We start from the raw sequence: 15,261 nt of genomic DNA, 5'->3' as shown, positions 1-15,261 counted from the left end.
GGCACGGCTCAGAACTGGTAGGCCGCCTGGAACCAGAGCCGGGTCTTGTCCTGCCGCACCGTGCCCTCGGGCTTGCTGAGGATATGCGACAGGGCGATCTCTCCGAGGAAGTTGCCCTGCAACGTCCGCACGCCCCAATTGGCGCTCGACCAGTCATCCTCCCGGCCCGCGAACACCTCGCTGCCCTTGTCGCGCAGACGTCCGCCATCGACGGCGACAAAGCCCTGAGTGCGGCGCAGCGCGCCGCTCGCCATGCTCGGTGGCTGGAAGTCATGCGCGAGCTCGATCCGCGCGCCGAGACATTCGTCCCCCATCACGTAGCTGCGGTCGAAGCCGCGCGAATAGCCATTGGTGCCATAGCCGCAGCGCTGCGAGACCGGCAGGCTGTCGTGACTAAGTTGCCCGATCACCCCCGCATTCACATAGGTTGCCGCGTGCAGCGGAAACGACGCCTCGGCGCTGAAGGACAGGCGGAAGAAATCGGGCGTCACGCCGCGCGCGCTCGGCAAGGGATTGTCTTCCAGCGAGGCGCCAAGTCCGGACAGACCCTTTGTCGCCGCCAGCGCAAGCCGGCTGCGAAAGCCGTAGAGCGCGCCGGTCTCGTGCATAAGTCCCAGTCGCAGCAGGCGCAGGTCCTCGTCGGTCACCTCGAAACCCAGCATCTCATCGCGGCGCTGTTTGGCGGCCAGCTCGACCGAGCCGGTCAGGCTGTCCTCGCCCAGCATCCAGACATGGCGCAGCGCCAGCGCAAGGGTCTCGTGCACGCCAGTCACGTCGAGCGGCAGCAGATCATTGGTGCCCAGCCGGTAATCACCGTAGTCGTAATTCAGATAGAGCGTGCTGCCCGTATCGAGGCCAAGCCGAAAGCCCAGCCCCCCGGCCCTCAGCTCGAGACCGCCATCGGCATCCGGCCCGCCAAGCACGCCAAGCACATCGATCTGGCCGCCATACTCGGTCTCCAGCGGCATGGAGAGGCCCAGAGAACCGATATAGCGGCCGATTGGCGCGGATCCCGTGGAAGAGAAGGTCGCAACTGCGGTGAGTTCGTCTACCTTGCGAATTTGCGAGGTTGATCCCCTGTCCACGCCGGTCACCGGGTCGACCACGAAATCGGCGAAAAATGCCTGCGCCCGCGCCACCGTCGAAAGCATGGCGGAAAACAGGAAAACGCAGAACAGGTGACGGAAAACCTTTGAGAAAAATGAATTCGGCATACAGAATACGGTCCTCATGAACATGTCCAACAAAGCCGAGCTCGAATAGCCCGGAGATCACATCGAAAGGAGGTCAAATTCCAAAAGTTATGCTACCTTGCCGAGTAGGTTTAATAAACTCTCAATTACAAACGGAATGTCGGACCACGTTCCGTAAAAGCACGGAGCCGTCCCATTTCCAATGCCGAGCAATTTAGCCAGCTGATCTTTGCGGAGGATTTCGGGTCGGCGGTGACCGAGGACGGACAGACCGTCCGCTTCACCCGGTCCGAGGCGCGGGCGCTCGCGCTGCTCGCACGCCATCCCGACCGGATCGCCACCCGCGAGATGCTTCTCGATGCGCTGACAGAGGTCGGCTCGGACCGCAGCGAACGCAATATAGATTTCGTCATCAACCGCCTGCGTCGCAAGCTTGCCGACGATGCGCGCAATCCACGCTTCATCGCCACCCGCTACGGCGAGGGCTATGTCTGGGTTGGTGGGCCTCCGGCACTGCAGCGCGACCCGGCGCAGGCCGACCTTCTGGTCGGGCCGCTGCTGGGGCTCACACATCTCGGACCGCTGCGTCCGCGCGCCGAGCTCTTTGCCAAGACCCTGCATTACATGGTCAAGGGTGAACTCCCGGATGGGCAGAGCGTGATCTACATGCCCGACGCCCTGCCGCGCGCCAGTGCCGTCAGCCAAGGGCCGGGCAAGATGATCGAGATCACCTTCTTTGCCGAAGCGGGTGCGGTGAACTGCGTGACCGCGGTGAAGAAGTTCGACACCGGGCGCATCCTCGCGATGAACCGGGTCGCGCTCGACGACGACACGCATGAGTTGCTCGCCGATCCTGCCAGCATGCGCGCCTTCGTGCGGCGGTTGCTCAACGAGGCATGGCGCGCCCAGGCGGGTGCCACCGACAGCGACGGGCCACTGCCCGTCTCGATGTATACCGCCAGCTTCTGGAAGCTTGACCACAGTGCGACGCCGACCGAAAGCCTTGCGAAACTGACCGCGCGGGCAGACACCATCGACCGCAGGTACCTGCAGGAATGGCGGCAATCGGAACGCAGGATCCTCGAGCTGCGCGAGGCCTCACCCGAGGACGCCAGCCTACGCGTGATGCACGCGGCGCATTTGCACACGAAATACATCATGCTCGGGCGCAAGCTCTTTGCAGACGGGATCGATGACCGCGCCGAGGACGAGGACGCGATGGAGGCCCTGCTTCTGTCGGCCCTGCCACACGTGCAATCGGAGCCTGACCTCGCGATCACCGCCGCCAAGCTGCTGCATTTCCTCGACCGCGGCTATGGAGAGCTTGCGATCGAGATCGCCGAGGACGCCTTTCGCTCCAGCCTCTCGGTCGCCTCCCTGCTGCCGCTGATCGCGCAGATGCGCGCCTTCACCGGCCGCATCAACGCCGCCTTGCCCTGCATCGACCAGGCGCTCGACCTGCTCGAGCCCGGCTCGAAGTCGCACCTTTACGCGTTGACCATCAAGTGCCAGATCCTCGTGGCCTCGGGCAATCATGAGGGTCTCGATGACGCCAAGCGCCAGCTCTACGCGGTCTCTGTCCTGGCCCCGCTGTTTTTCGAACCGCTGTTTGGCGATCCCGACAATCCGTCGCTCCGGGGGCGGCTCGCCGCCATGGCCATGTCACGCCGCACAGCGGTGAGCAGCTTGGTGCACGCGGATTACGTGTCCGGTCGTCTCTTCGCGCAAGCGGACCATCGTGACAACGCGATCCACAGCCCGCTGGCGCTGGTCTGTCGCCGCTTCGGGCCGAACGCGGTCCCGAAGGAGGTGGCCGACCGCTACCCGCGCGTGATGGCGCGTCTCGGCTGAGCGGACGTGGACCTGCGGCCCGAATTTCTGTTTTGCAACAATTGGTGGTGAATCTCGGTGCAGCCTCTGGTCCGGAGCACAGGGCAGCTTCCGTCCCGCAAAGCTCCGCCACTGATCCCGGGTGCGGCCATCTTGGTCCGGCCATGCTTGCGGTTTCAGGGTCTGCCCGGCGTCACCCTGCTTCCGGGGGCTCCTTGCCGGGCAGGCCTTGCTCTCCCTTAGACATTTCCCCACCCTGATTTCCGCACCTCGATTTTCCCGCCCACACAGCGGCGGGAGTCCTGCCCCGTCCCCAAGCAGCACGCAGGCCGCGCAGCGCGTGACCTGACGACAGATATTGACGGGAACACGATATCCATAAAAATATATTTTTATTCGTACGCGCATCGGATGGGACAGGACATATGGCCGTTTTCGACAAGATCAGCCGCAGGATCCTGGAGATCCTGCAACGCGATGGCCGGATCACCAATTCCGAGCTGGCAACGCGCGTGGGCATTCCTGCCACCTCGATGAGCGATCGGCTACGGCGGCTCCAGCGCGAAGGCGTCATCCTCAGCTATGGCGCGCGGCTCGACCCGCAGAAGCTTGGGCTCGAAATGCTGGTGTTCATCCAGATCAAGCTCGACAAGACCACGCCGCAGGTTTTCGAGAAGTTCAAGAAGGCGGTGCAGACGACGCCTGAGGTGATCGAATGCCACATGGTGGCGGGCGGGCTCGATTACCTTGTGAAGACGCGCTTTCACGCCATGGAAGAATACCGGCGGTTCCTCGGCGACGTGATCATGTCCTGGCCCGGGGTGATCGAGACGCGGACCTACGTGGTGATGGAAGAGCTGAAGAACGACGGGCCGCTGAAGATCGCCGGGTGACGGCCCGGGACTTTTCTGCTTGCGGCCCGCCGGAGTGTCATTCGGCCGGCGCACCGCCAAGATAGAGCCGCTCCATCGCCGGATCGTTCAGCAATGCCTGCGCCTGTGCAGTCAGCGCCACCTTGCCGAGGTTGAGCACATAGGCCCGATCCGAAATGGACAACCCTTCGAAGGCGTTCTGCTCGACCATCAGGATACACATATCCTGTTCATCACGGATGCGGGCGATGGCGTCGAAAACGTCATGCATCATCGCCGGAGACAGCCCCGCCGACGGCTCGTCGAGCAGCAGGATCCGCGGCCCGGCCATCAGCGCGCGCGCCAGCGACAGGATCTGCCGCTCGCCCCCGGAGAGGGCCGAGGCCTTGCGCCGCCGCTTGTTGGCCAGCGAGGGATATTGCGCCATCACCGCATCCAGACGTTCCTCCCGGGTCTGCCGATCGAGATCGCGCGCCCCCATCAGCAGGTTCTCGGCTACGCTCATCGTGCGGAAGACGTTGTCGGTCTGCGGCACGTATCCGACACCATGGTGACGCACCTTTTCATGGATCGGCACCGCCTCTGCGTGTTGCCCGTCGATCCGCACCGTGCCGGCGCGCGGCGTCACGAAGCCTGCCACCGTCTTCAGCAGGGTCGACTTGCCGCAGCCGTTGGGGCCGAGGATGGTGACGATCTCGCGGGCATGGGCATGCATCGAGATGCCCCCGAGAATGTCGGGCCCGTCGCCGTATCCGGCGCGGATGTCTTGAACCTCGATCATCTTGCGGTCTTTCCTTTCTCAACCGACTTGCCGAGGTAGGCCTCGACCACGGCGGCGTTCTTCTCCAGTTCCTCGGGGGCGCAGTCGGCAATGAGCTGGCCCCGGTCGAGCACGATGCAGCGGCTGCAGAGCTGGCGGATGAAGAGCATGTCATGTTCGATCACCAGCAGCGTCGTGCCGTCGCGCGCGGCACGGCGCAGGATGGTGATCATCTCGCTGCGCAGCTCGGGGTGCACACCCGCCGTGGGCTCGTCGAGGCACAGGAGCTTCGGCGCGCCGCGCAGGGCCAGCGCCACCGATAGCAGCTTCTTCTGCCCGCCCGAAAGCGCGCTCGCGGGCAGCTTCGCGACATGGCTCAGTCGGAACATCTCGAGCAGCTGATCGATGCGCTGGTCCTGCGCCGCGCCCCTCAGCATGTTGCGCGCCGAGCCAGCCGATACGTCGCCGGCGGCAAGCACTTCTCGCGTCGTCATTCGGGTCGGCATCGAGGGCAGCTGGAAGGTCCGCGCGAGCCCCGCCCGTGTCACCTCATGCGCCGGGAGCCCGGTGATGTCGCGCCCGGCGATGGTCACCGCGCCCCCGTCCGGCGCGAGAAAGCCGGAGATGGCGTTGAGCAGCGTCGACTTGCCCGAACCGTTCGGCCCCAAGAGGCCGACGATCTCTCCGGGGGCGATGCTGGCGGCGATCCCGTCCAGCACCTGATGCGCGCCAAAGGCCTTGGACAGCCCGTCGAGTTGCAGCAGGGGATCAGCCATGGGAGCCTCCGATACGTTCGGGGAAAAGCCCCTTGGGGCGCCAGATGAGGAAGGCGAGGATACCGCCGCCAACGATCACCAGCCGTGTCGCGGCGACGAAATCGCTGGGCATGTCGAGCCAGTCCTTGACGAAAGGCACGTAGGCCAGCGCGAATTGCATCAGGAAGGCCCCCGCGACCACGCCCCAGTTGTTGGCGATGCCGCCGATGATCACCATCGACCAGATCAGGAAGGTCTCGTGGCTCATCAGCTGCTCGGGGCCGACGAAGGACAGGTAGTGGGCGTAGAGAAAGCCCGCCACCGCCGCCATCAGCGAGGAGATCACCATGACGATGGCCCGCATCCGCCCGAGATCGTAGCCAAGCGCGCGGGCCAGTTGCGGCTCCTCGCGCATCATCTTGAGCGCCATGCCGAAACCCGAGCGGGTGATCCGCTGGCACAGCACGAAGGCCGCGGCGAGCAGCGCAGCGTAGAGGGCCAGGCGGCTCAGCCCCGCGCCCTGCCCGGCCAGCCCGGCGAAGCTCACCGGCAGGCCCGAGACGCCCTGCGCCCCGCCCGCGAGCGCCTGCTCGTTGGTGAAGACCAGCCGCATGATCTCGGCCAGCGAGAGCGTGGCGATGCCCCAGTAGTCCTCGGACATGCGCGCGCCGAGCCGGGCGAAGAACAGCCCCATGAGCGCGGCGAAGATCAGCCCGAGTGCCAGCCCGGCCAGCGGCGGCCAGCCCCAGAGGTGGGCGAAGGCCGCGCCGTAGGTGCCGCAGCCAAAGAGCGCGATGAGGCCGAAGTTGACGAGGCCGGAAAAGCCCATCTGCAGGTTCAGTGCCAGTGCGAGAATGCCATAGAGGCAGGAGACTGCGGCGACGTGGATCAGGAACTCAGACACGCGACACCTCGCTGGTGAACAGCCCCGAGGGGCGCAGCAGCAGGAAGCCGACGAGCAGCGCGAAGCTGGCGGTCTGGGCGTAGCTGGCGGGCAGGAACAGGAAATCGGTCCCTGTGAGGACACCGAAGTTGGTGTTGGTCACGAAGGTCTCGGCGGCCGAGATCACCAAGGCGCCGGCGATGGCGCCAAGCGCATTGCCGAGACCGCCGAGAATGGCCGCGGCGAAGACCGGCAGAAGCATCTGCGTGCCCAGATCGATAGAGACCGACCCCCGCATCGCCAGAGTCATGCCGCCAAGCGCCGCCAGCACGCCCGACAGGAACACCGTGGCATTGATCACCCGCCGGGTGTCGATGCCGCTGGCCGAGGCCAGCACCTTGTTGGTGGCCGTGGCGCGCATCTCGCGGCCGAGCCGGGTGAAGAACAGAATTGCCGCAAAGCCACCGAGCGCCGCCACGGTGATCGCCAGCGTCGAGAGCTGGTGCACCGTGATCCGCGCGCCGAGCACGCGCATGGCCGGTGCAACGGCGAGGTCGAAGCGGTAGGCCGCCGGACCGAAGGCCAGCAGGAAGACCGCCGAGAGGATCATCGACAGCGCCAGCGAGCCGATCAGCGCGATGGCCGACCCCTCGGTGAGCAGCCGCTCGAAGAGCAGCACGTTGAAGATCACGGCGACCAGGCCGACGAAGATGGCCGAAACCGGCAGCGCCAGAACCAGCGGCAGACCCGCCTGTTGCAGCAGCATGCCGACGAAAGCGCCGACCACCGCGTATTGGACCAGGGCGACGTTGGGGAACTTGATGAGGGAGTATACTCCGCTCAGCGCGACCGCGATCAGGGCGAGGTCCAGCGCCCGGATGATCGTGTCGATCAGGAATTGAATCATGGTGTCTCTCGTTGGCCCCGGGAGGAGGGGCGAAATCGCGACCCGCGCCGCCAAAGGGAAAAACGGCGCGGGTCCTTGGCGGCGCGGGAGCAAACCACGCCGCGCGACAAGGGTGGATCAGTCCATCTGGACCAGATCGTTCCCCTCGACCTTGAACTTGAGGTAAGGCTGCGACATCCGCTGGCCGTTCGCGTCGAGCTTGATCTCGCCGGTGGCACCGGTGAAGCCCTCGTCGCCGAGCGCGCGGATGGCGGTCAGCAGCGCCTGCTTGTCGGTGGAGCCGGCCTTCTCGATCGCCTTGGCAGCAAAGAGCACCGCGTCATGGGCATAACCGCCGTAGGCCGACAGGAAGGTCTCGCCGTAGTCGGCCTCGTAGGTGGCGGCATAACCCTCGCCGCCCGCGCCGAGGTAGCCCACGTCCATGCCGCTCAGCCCCTGCTTGAACTCGGGCGCGGTGTCCTTGTTCATCATGGTGATCAGGATCGAATACCAGGGCGCATCTTCCTGAAGACCGAGCTCGAAGCTCTCCTGCATGATCAGCGCGGCGTCGGTGCCGTAGGCGGTGAAGACATAGGCATCCGGGTCGGTGGCCTCGAGCTGCTGCAGCTCGCGACGGTAGGAGGGCTGGCCGCCGGTGAACAGCACCGAGGTCTTGACCCCGCCGCCCATCGCCTCGAGGTGCTTCTGGAACTCCTGCGCCACGCCCTGGCCGAAGGCGTTGTTCACCGCCAGAACGGCGACGTTCTTCCAGCCATTGGCGATGACTTCCTTGGCCGCGAATTCGGTAGAGACGTTGTCGAGACCGACCATCGAGAAGGAACTGTCGCCGATATTGCGCACGAGGCCCGAGGTCGAGGCCGGGTTCAGGTGCGGGATGCCTTCCTGCACGAGATACTCGCCCATCGGCAGGGTGATGCCCGAGGAGTAGGAGCCGATCACCAGCGGAACCTCGTCGACGGTGACGAGCTTGCGCGCCGCGTCGATGGCGGTCTGCGGCTTGCCGGCGCTGTCCTCGACGATGACCTTCAGCGGCTCGCCGAGCACGCCTCCGGCCGCATTGATTTCCTTCACGGCGATCTCGATGCCGCGGCGCTGGTCCTCGCCCGGGGTTGCGTTCGAGCCCGACAGCGGGATCACCGCGCCGAGGGTGATCTCGGCCAGGGCGGCCGGCGCGCTGAGCAGCGTCGTGGCCGCCAGCAGCGTAGCGAGTGCGGGAGTGGTTCTTGTCATTTTGCTTGCCTCGTAGTTGGACAAGAAAAATATACGTAAAAAAATCCGTATTAATATCCGCGTTGCGCGCCAGTTTTCCGCAGGTTCTCCGGCAAGGGGAGTTGCTGCCGTGAAATCAACGCGGATGACGCGGCGATACTGTCGAGGCACCACATCTCCGATCCCTTTGCACGTCTGCCATTGAGGCGTGACCTCGTCCGACCCTTTCTCTAAGGTCTCCCGGAACAGGGCAAGAAGCTGATGACACAGAAAACTACGAAATTCCGGCAATCGGTGCGCCGGCTCAAATCCATGATCATCGGAGGGGACTTCCGGCCCGGCGAGAGGTTGCTGGAAGACCGGCTCGAAGAGATTCTCGGCCTCGGTCGCACGCCCCTGCGCGAGGCGCTGCTGCTGCTGCAGGGCGAGGGTCTCGTGGAGCGCAACCACGGCTGGTACGTGGCCGAGACCGATCCGTCCGACCTGCCCCGGCTTTTCGACGCACGCGCCATCTCAGAGGGCACGCTGGCTGCGCTCGCCGCCCGCGCCTGCCCGCCGGAGCGGCTCCGCGAGTTGGAAGACCTCTGCACCGCAATGGAAACCTGGCCCGAGATCACGCGCGGTGAGTTGAACAAGCACAACGTCCGCTTCCACGAGGTCATCGCTGCCGCCGCCGACAACCGTTTCATTACGGAGTTCTGGGAAAAAACGCTGTTCCAGCACTGGCAGCTGCGCCTGCCGGTCATGTTCTCGGCCGAGCAGATCGTCGTGATGCAGGCGCAGCACCGCGCCATCTTCACCGCGATCGCGGAGGCCGATCCCGAGCGCGCCGAGATGGCAGCGCGAGAGCACGTGAACACCACCCGCGACATCGTGCTCGCCGCGCTGAAGGATCTGGAGGGGACGCCCGGTTTCGGTCTCTGACCACCGGACGCCCCAAGCTCATACCGGGGTCAGAGAACCTCGGCCATCACCGTCTCGAGACGCGCCACCGTGGCATCCACGTCCTTGAGCTTGTCGAGGCCGAAGAGACCGAGACGGAAGGTCGAGAAGCCCGCGGGCTCGTCCACCTGCAGCGGCACGCCGGCGGCGATCTGCGTGCCCTTGGCGGCAAAGGCGCGGCCCGACTGAACCTCGGGATCGGAGGTGTAGCTGACCACCACGCCCGGCGCACCGAAGCCCTCGGCGGCGACCGACACCACGCCTTTCGACGCCAGCAGCGCGCGCACCTTCTGGCCCAGTTCGAACTGTGCCGCCTTGGCCTCGGCAAATCCGAACGCGCGGGTCTCGTTCATTGCGTCGCGGAACATGCGCAGCCCGTCCGTGGGCATTGTGGCGTGGTATGCGTGGCCACCCGCCTCGTAGGCCGCGGTGATCTGGCGCCACTTCTTGAGATCCAGCGCGAAGCTGTCCGAGGTGGTCTCTTCGAGACGCGCCAGCGCGCGCTCGGACATCATCACCAGGCCCGCGCAGGGGGTCGAGCTCCAGCCCTTCTGCGGTGCCGACAGCAGCACGTCGACGCCGGTCTCCTTCATGTCGACCCAGGCGCAGCCCGAAGCGATGCAGTCGAGCACCATCAGCGCGCCGACCTCATGCGCCGCCGCGGCCAGCGCGGTGACGTAGTCGTCGGGCAGGATGATCCCGGCGGCGGTCTCCACGTGCGGGGCGAAGACGATATCGGGCTGCTCTTCACGGATCTTTGCAGTCACCTCCTCGATCGGCGCCGGGGCGAAGGGCGCCTGCGCGCCGTTGCCGGTGGCGCGGGCCTTCATCACGGTGACGTCGCCGCCGAAACCGCCAGCCTCGAAGATCTGGCTCCAACGGAAAGAGAACCAGCCGTTGCGCACCACCAGCGCCTTGGCGCCGCGGCCGAACTGGCGGGCGACCGCCTCCATCCCGTAGCTGCCGCCACCCGGCACCACGGCGATTCCGTCCGCCCCGTAGACCTCGCGCAGCCCTGCCGAGATATCGCGCATCACCTCCTGGAAGGCCGCCGACATGTGGTTGAGCGAGCGATCCGTGAAGACCACCGAGAATTCGTCGAGACCCGTCGGGTCCACATCCTTGCGCAGCGCCATGGCCACCTCCTTTGTTGTTGCGACGGGGTTAGCGTGGTTCGCCGGGATTGGCAAAACCTCCGATAGTCTCGGGGCTCAGAGCGGACCGGGACGGCGCTCTTCGGTCAGCACCACGTTGGCCTCGACCCTGCCCACGCTTGGCAACGTCATGATCCGCCGCCGCAGCACCCGCTCGAAGTCGGGAATATCGCGCGCCACGACGCGCAGCCGGTAGTCGAAGGCCCCCAGCACATGTTCGACGATCTGCACTTCGGGAATTGCCGAAACAGCGCGTTCGAAGTCCTCGAGGCTGACGCGCCCCTTGGTGGCGAGCTTCACGCCCAGAAAGACCGTAACTCCGAATCCCAGCGCTTCGAGATCGAGATCGAGCCGCGGCTTGCGGAACACCCCCATCTCGCGCAGCCGCTGGATGCGCCGCCAGCAGGCGGGCTGCGAGAGCCCGAGCTGCCGCCCCAGCGCGCCGGCGCTGGCCCCTGCATCCTTGGCCAGCGCCAGCACCAGCGCGCGGTCGATGTCGTCGAGATCGATCACAGCGGCACCGTCTCGTCAGATTTCACCAGCGCCACGTGCATCAGTGCCTCGATGTCCGAGATATGCGGCAGGGTGAGGATCTGGCCCCGGTAGAGTTGCTGATAGTGCGAGAGGTCGCGCGCGATCACCGCCAGACGCACGTCGATCGAGCCAAGGAATGTCTGGATCTCGATCACCTCGGGCACCTGCCGCGCCGCCGCGATGAACTCGTCGAAGGCGCTTGAGACGGTCTTGTCGAGCGTCACACGCAGCGAGACCTCCAGCTCGTAGCCAATGGCGGGCCAGTGGATCACCCCGCGCGTGCCGCGAAGCACGCCCTTCTCGCGCATGGCCGCGAGTCGCCGCGCCAGCGTCGAGGGCGTGACCCCTGCCCGCTCGGCCAGTTCGGCCCCCGGCAGGTCCGGCGCGGCCTGAAACTGGCGCAGGATGCGCCGGTCGGTATCGTCGAGCATGATTTCGCCGTTAATTCATCATTCCGAGAATGATCTTTCATCTTTTCGCGAATTATTCAAGAAATACGCAACCCCCATCACCAATGGGTACGTAAATTGCGCCTCATAACCAAGCGGCGCAACAAACCGCCCGCACCAAGACCCGCAGCAAGGCTGCACCAAGGAAGGAAAAGACCCATGCGCGTCTATTATGATCGTGATTGCGACATCAACCTGATCAAGGACAAGAAAGTGGCCATCCTGGGCTACGGCTCCCAGGGCCACGCCCATGCGCTGAACCTGCGCGACTCGGGTGCCAAGAACCTCGTCGTCGCCCTGCGCGAAGGCTCGCCCTCGGCCAAGAAAGCCGAAGCCGAAGGCCTGCAGGTCATGGGCATCGCGGAAGCGGCGGCCTGGTGCGACCTGATCATGTTCACCATGCCCGACGAACTTCAGGCCGAAACCTACAAGAAGTACGTGCATGACAACCTGAAGGAAGGCTCCGCCATCGCCTTCGCCCACGGCCTGAACGTGCACTTCGGCCTGATCGAGCCGAAAGCCGGCGTCGACGTCATCATGATGGCACCGAAGGGCCCGGGCCACACCGTGCGCGGCGAATACACCAAGGGCGGCGGCGTGCCCTGCCTCGTGGCGGTTCACAACGACGCATCGGGCAAGGCGCTGGAAATCGGCCTGTCCTACTGCTCGGCCATCGGTGGCGGCCGTTCGGGCATCATCGAGACCAACTTCCGCGAAGAGTGCGAAACCGACCTCTTCGGCGAGCAGGCCGTTCTCTGCGGCGGCCTCGTCGAGCTGATCCGTTGCGGCTTCGAGACGCTGGTGGAAGCCGGCTACGCGCCGGAAATGGCCTACTTCGAGTGCCTGCACGAAGTGAAGCTGATCGTTGACCTGATCTATGAAGGCGGCATCGCCAACATGGACTACTCGATCTCCAACACCGCCGAGTATGGCCAGTACGTCACCGGCCCGCGCATCCTGCCCTACGAGCAGACCAAGAAGGCGATGAAGGAAGTCCTCACCGACATCCAGCAGGGCAAGTTCGTCCGCGACTTCATGCTCGAGAACGCCGTGGGTCAGCCGACCCTCAAGGCCTCGCGCCGTGCCAACGACGAGCACGAGATCGAAGCCACCGGCGCCAAGCTGCGCGGCATGATGCCCTGGATCTCGGCCGGCAAGATGGTCGACAAGGCCAAGAACTGATCGGGATTTCCCGAACAGACGAAAGGCGCGGGAAATCCCGCGCCTTTTTCTTTTGAGGCTAGGTGTCCTGCGCCCGGCGGCCTTCGGCCTTGCTCCCGGCAGGCAAACGCCTCAGTCCTTCTTCTTCGCCTCGTTCTGCGCCTTCATGCGCGCCAGAAGCTCTTCCTTGCTGGCCTTGCCGCCGGTGCCGGCCTTGCCGTCGCGCTTGATGTCCTCGGCCTTGAATTTCGGCTTGTTCGAGCCCGGGCGTCCACCGCCCATCTTGCTGTAGTCCATGACACGATCCTTTCCGCTGCCACGAAGATGCCGTCACATGCCCCATCCGGCGCGGCTTCACAAGCGGCGCGCGGGGCATGGCGCTCTCACTCGAGGGTGATCTTGCAGTTCAGCGTGTTGCTGACCGTGCACATGGACTTGGCCTCGCGCACCATCTCGCCGTCAAGATCGCCCTCGATGCGGCAAACCATGGACTCGATCCTCCCCGGCGCATCGAGCGACTTCTCGGCGGTCACGGTGATCGCATAGGCCGGCAGCGTCACGGCGTCGCGCTTGGCGACGATGCGCAGCGATTCCACGAGGCAATGCGCTACCGAAGCCATGAGCGTCAGCACCGGCTTGTCGTAGGGCGGATGCGGCAGCGGCTCGCCGCCTTCTCCCGAGACAAAGCGCACAGGGCCCTCGGGGTCGAAGAGCACCGAGACCGGGCCGAAGCGCTTGGGGCGGAGTTTCAGGGCCATATGGAAAAACCTTTCCTCAGAACAACAGGTTGGGCAGCCAGAGAGCGATGACCGGGAAGGCGGTCAGCACCCCCAGCGCGAAGAGATGGATCAGCCAGTAGGGCACTGTCGCCGTTGCCACGCGGCCCAGGCTGATCTCGTTCTTGGTCAGGCTCGACAGAACCGAAAGATTGAGCCCCACCGGTGGCGTCACCTGTCCGATCTCGATGACGATGGTGATCAGAACGCCGACCCAGACCGGATCATAGCCCAGCCCGGTGAGCAGCGGGAAGACCACCGGCAGCGTCATGATCATCAGCGACAGCCCGTCGAAGAAGCAGCCGAGCACGAGGTAGATCAGCACGACGATCAGCAGGATGCTGTACTGTCCCAGCCCGCTCGATGCGACGGCGTTCAGGATCTGCTGCGGAATGCCGAGGATGCTCACCGACTGCGCGAGGATCGTCGCGCCCAGCACCACGAAGCCGATCGCGGCGAAAAGCAGCGTCGAGTGGAAGATCGCATTCAGCAGCTTGCGGAGGGTCAGATCGCCCCAAAGGAAGGAGATCACCGCCGCCAGCACCACGCCGAGGCCCGCCGCCTCGGTGGGCGTGGCGATGCCACCGATGATGCTGCCGATCACCGCGACGATCAGGATCAGCAGCGGCCAGACCTGGCTGAAGCCGCGCAGGATGTCTCGCAGCGGCAGGCCGCTCTCGTCGCGCGGGGCAATCTGCGGATGACGCAGTGCTTTCACGAGGATGTAGCCCATGAACATCAGCCCGATCATCAGCCCCGGCAGGATCCCCGCCATGAAGAGCCGCCCGATCGAGGTCTCGGTGAGCGCGCCGTAGATCAGGAACGACAGGCTCGGCGGGATCAGCAGCCCCAGCGTGCCGCCGCCCGCCAGGCTTCCGACGATGACGTCCTTATCATAGCCGCGCCGGACCATCTCGGGATAGGCGACCGAGCCCACCGCGGCGGCGGTCGACATGCTCGAGCCGCTGACCGCGCCGAAGAGCGTACAGACAGCGATATTGGTGTGCAGCAGCCCGCCGGGAACGCGGCGGAAGAGCGGCGCGAAGGCTGAATAGGCGCGGTTGCTCACGCCGCTGTGCAGCAGGATTTCCCCCAGCAGGATGAACAGCGGCACCGCGCTGAGGGTGAAGGAGTTGAAGACGCTCCAGATCGCATCCACCGCCAGCGAGGTCGCGCCGTTGGAGTAGACATGCAGCAGCACCAGCCCGGTGAGGCCGAGCGCCGCGCCGAGCGCGACGCCGGTCGAGGCGCAGAACACCATGACGCCGATCAGCGTGGTCCAGAACATGGATTACCTGTCCTTTGCGGAGGTCGGGGTCACTGCAAGTCCTCCGGCGCGTGCGGCCGTTCGGGCGCCAGCAGTCCGAGCAGGCGCCCGGCGAAAATTACCCAGGTCACACCAACAGACAGCGGCAGCGCGGCCATCCACGGGTAGAGCAGCAGCCGGGCGGTCTCGGACTTGAGAGTGCGCTTCCAGGCGAACTCGAACCAGGGGACCGACTCCAAGAGGATCCAGCCGAAGAAGAGCACGCCCACCAACATCGCCGCGATGCGCAGCAGGTGCGGGATGCGGCTCTGCAGGGCATCGGCGACGATCGAGACCCGCACATGCTCGGCCCGCAGGGTCACCAGCGGAAGGGCGAGAAAGAGCATGGCGCTCAGCATCAGCCCCACCATGTCCTCGGTGATATGGACCGGCGAGTTGAAGAACCGCCGCATGACGACGCTGGTGGTGATGATCCCGACGATCCCCACCATGGCCAGTGCCGCCAGCAGCGCCATGGCGAGGGCAAGAAGCTCCAGCCCCCGCGCCAGCATGTGTTTCAGCGCCCCCAT

The 15,261-nt window shown here is 65.3% G+C and carries 17 protein-coding genes; 4 read left to right on the top strand and 13 right to left on the bottom strand.

The genetic code is table 11. The features are described from left to right. Positions 1–8: 8 nt before the first annotated feature. The gene (locus tag BM397_RS23320; protein ID WP_092428973.1) at positions 9–1,214 is read right to left on the bottom strand and encodes a ShlB/FhaC/HecB family hemolysin secretion/activation protein; all 1,206 of its coding nucleotides are present in this window, start codon (positions 1,212–1,214) and stop codon (positions 9–11) included. Positions 1,215–1,445: 231 nt separating this feature from the next. Between BM397_RS23320 and BM397_RS23315 the strand changes: the two genes are divergently transcribed. After that, positions 1,446–3,044 carry a winged helix-turn-helix domain-containing protein gene (locus BM397_RS23315; protein ID WP_176806811.1) on the top strand — a complete coding sequence of 533 codons (1,599 nt, stop codon included), beginning with the start codon at positions 1,446–1,448 and terminating at the stop codon, positions 3,042–3,044. Between the two features lie 404 nt (positions 3,045–3,448). Further along, complete coding sequence (locus BM397_RS23310; protein WP_092428977.1) at positions 3,449–3,916, top strand: Lrp/AsnC ligand binding domain-containing protein; 468 nt, start codon at positions 3,449–3,451, stop codon at positions 3,914–3,916. Positions 3,917–3,953: 37 nt separating this feature from the next. Here BM397_RS23310 and BM397_RS23305 read toward each other — a convergent pair whose 3' ends face one another. From BM397_RS23305 to BM397_RS23285, 5 genes are all read right to left on the bottom strand, one after another. After that, positions 3,954–4,676 carry an ABC transporter ATP-binding protein gene (locus BM397_RS23305; RefSeq protein ID WP_092428980.1) on the bottom strand — a complete coding sequence of 241 codons (723 nt, stop codon included), beginning with the start codon at positions 4,674–4,676 and terminating at the stop codon, positions 3,954–3,956. Further along, a complete protein-coding gene (locus BM397_RS23300; RefSeq protein WP_092428982.1) occupies positions 4,673–5,431 on the bottom strand; it encodes an ABC transporter ATP-binding protein in 759 nt (252 codons plus the stop codon). The genes BM397_RS23305 and BM397_RS23300 overlap by 4 nt, the downstream gene beginning before the upstream one ends. After that, positions 5,424–6,314: a branched-chain amino acid ABC transporter permease gene (locus BM397_RS23295; RefSeq protein ID WP_092428984.1), complete on the bottom strand. Its 891-nt coding sequence runs from the start codon at positions 6,312–6,314 to the stop codon at positions 5,424–5,426. Before BM397_RS23295 ends, BM397_RS23300 begins: the two co-directional genes overlap by 8 nt. Further along, positions 6,307–7,200 carry a branched-chain amino acid ABC transporter permease gene (locus BM397_RS23290; RefSeq protein ID WP_092428986.1) on the bottom strand — a complete coding sequence of 298 codons (894 nt, stop codon included), beginning with the start codon at positions 7,198–7,200 and terminating at the stop codon, positions 6,307–6,309. Before BM397_RS23290 ends, BM397_RS23295 begins: the two co-directional genes overlap by 8 nt. A 117-nt stretch (positions 7,201–7,317) precedes the next feature. After that, positions 7,318–8,430 carry an ABC transporter substrate-binding protein gene (locus tag BM397_RS23285; RefSeq protein WP_092428988.1) on the bottom strand — a complete coding sequence of 371 codons (1,113 nt, stop codon included), beginning with the start codon at positions 8,428–8,430 and terminating at the stop codon, positions 7,318–7,320. 240 nt (positions 8,431–8,670) lie between these two features. Between BM397_RS23285 and BM397_RS23280 the strand changes: the two genes are divergently transcribed. Then, the gene (locus BM397_RS23280) at positions 8,671–9,333 is read left to right on the top strand and encodes a GntR family transcriptional regulator (protein ID WP_092428990.1); all 663 of its coding nucleotides are present in this window, start codon (positions 8,671–8,673) and stop codon (positions 9,331–9,333) included. 29 nt (positions 9,334–9,362) lie between these two features. Here the strand turns inward: BM397_RS23280 and BM397_RS23275 are convergent, their stop codons facing one another. The 3 genes from BM397_RS23275 to BM397_RS23265 form a co-directional block, all read right to left on the bottom strand. Beyond that, positions 9,363–10,487 (bottom strand): aminotransferase class V-fold PLP-dependent enzyme, encoded by a 1,125-nt coding sequence (locus BM397_RS23275; RefSeq protein ID WP_092428992.1) that lies wholly within the window; start codon positions 10,485–10,487, stop codon positions 9,363–9,365. Positions 10,488–10,562: 75 nt separating this feature from the next. Continuing rightward, on the bottom strand, positions 10,563–11,018 hold the full coding sequence (locus BM397_RS23270) for an Lrp/AsnC family transcriptional regulator (protein WP_092428994.1): 456 nt from the start codon (positions 11,016–11,018) through the stop codon (positions 10,563–10,565). Next, positions 11,015–11,470, bottom strand: a complete 456-nt coding sequence (locus tag BM397_RS23265) for an Lrp/AsnC family transcriptional regulator (RefSeq protein WP_092428996.1) — start codon at positions 11,468–11,470, stop codon at positions 11,015–11,017. The genes BM397_RS23270 and BM397_RS23265 overlap by 4 nt, the downstream gene beginning before the upstream one ends. Before the next feature lie 177 nt (positions 11,471–11,647). Here BM397_RS23265 and ilvC point away from each other — a divergent pair, with 177 nt between their 5' ends. Beyond that, complete coding sequence (gene ilvC, locus BM397_RS23260; protein ID WP_092428998.1) at positions 11,648–12,670, top strand: ketol-acid reductoisomerase; 1,023 nt, start codon at positions 11,648–11,650, stop codon at positions 12,668–12,670. 111 nt (positions 12,671–12,781) lie between these two features. Here ilvC and BM397_RS29400 read toward each other — a convergent pair whose 3' ends face one another. The 4 genes from BM397_RS29400 to BM397_RS23245 form a co-directional block, all read right to left on the bottom strand. Then, positions 12,782–12,946 (bottom strand): hypothetical protein, encoded by a 165-nt coding sequence (locus BM397_RS29400; RefSeq protein ID WP_176806812.1) that lies wholly within the window; start codon positions 12,944–12,946, stop codon positions 12,782–12,784. A gap of 86 nt (positions 12,947–13,032) precedes the next feature. After that, on the bottom strand, positions 13,033–13,407 hold the full coding sequence (locus BM397_RS23255; protein WP_092429000.1) for an OsmC family protein: 375 nt from the start codon (positions 13,405–13,407) through the stop codon (positions 13,033–13,035). Positions 13,408–13,423: 16 nt separating this feature from the next. After that, entirely contained in the window at positions 13,424–14,713 is a 1,290-nt protein-coding gene (locus BM397_RS23250; RefSeq protein ID WP_092429002.1) for a TRAP transporter large permease, read from the bottom strand. 29 nt (positions 14,714–14,742) lie between these two features. Next, a complete protein-coding gene (locus BM397_RS23245) occupies positions 14,743–15,261 on the bottom strand; it encodes a TRAP transporter small permease (protein ID WP_245696189.1) in 519 nt (172 codons plus the stop codon).

The sequence above is a fragment of the Alloyangia pacifica genome (assembly GCF_900116195.1).
Lineage (GTDB): Bacteria > Pseudomonadota > Alphaproteobacteria > Rhodobacterales > Rhodobacteraceae > Salipiger > Salipiger pacificus.
The sequence above is the reverse complement of the archived record's forward strand: the minus strand, read 5'-3'. Positions and strand labels throughout refer to the sequence as shown.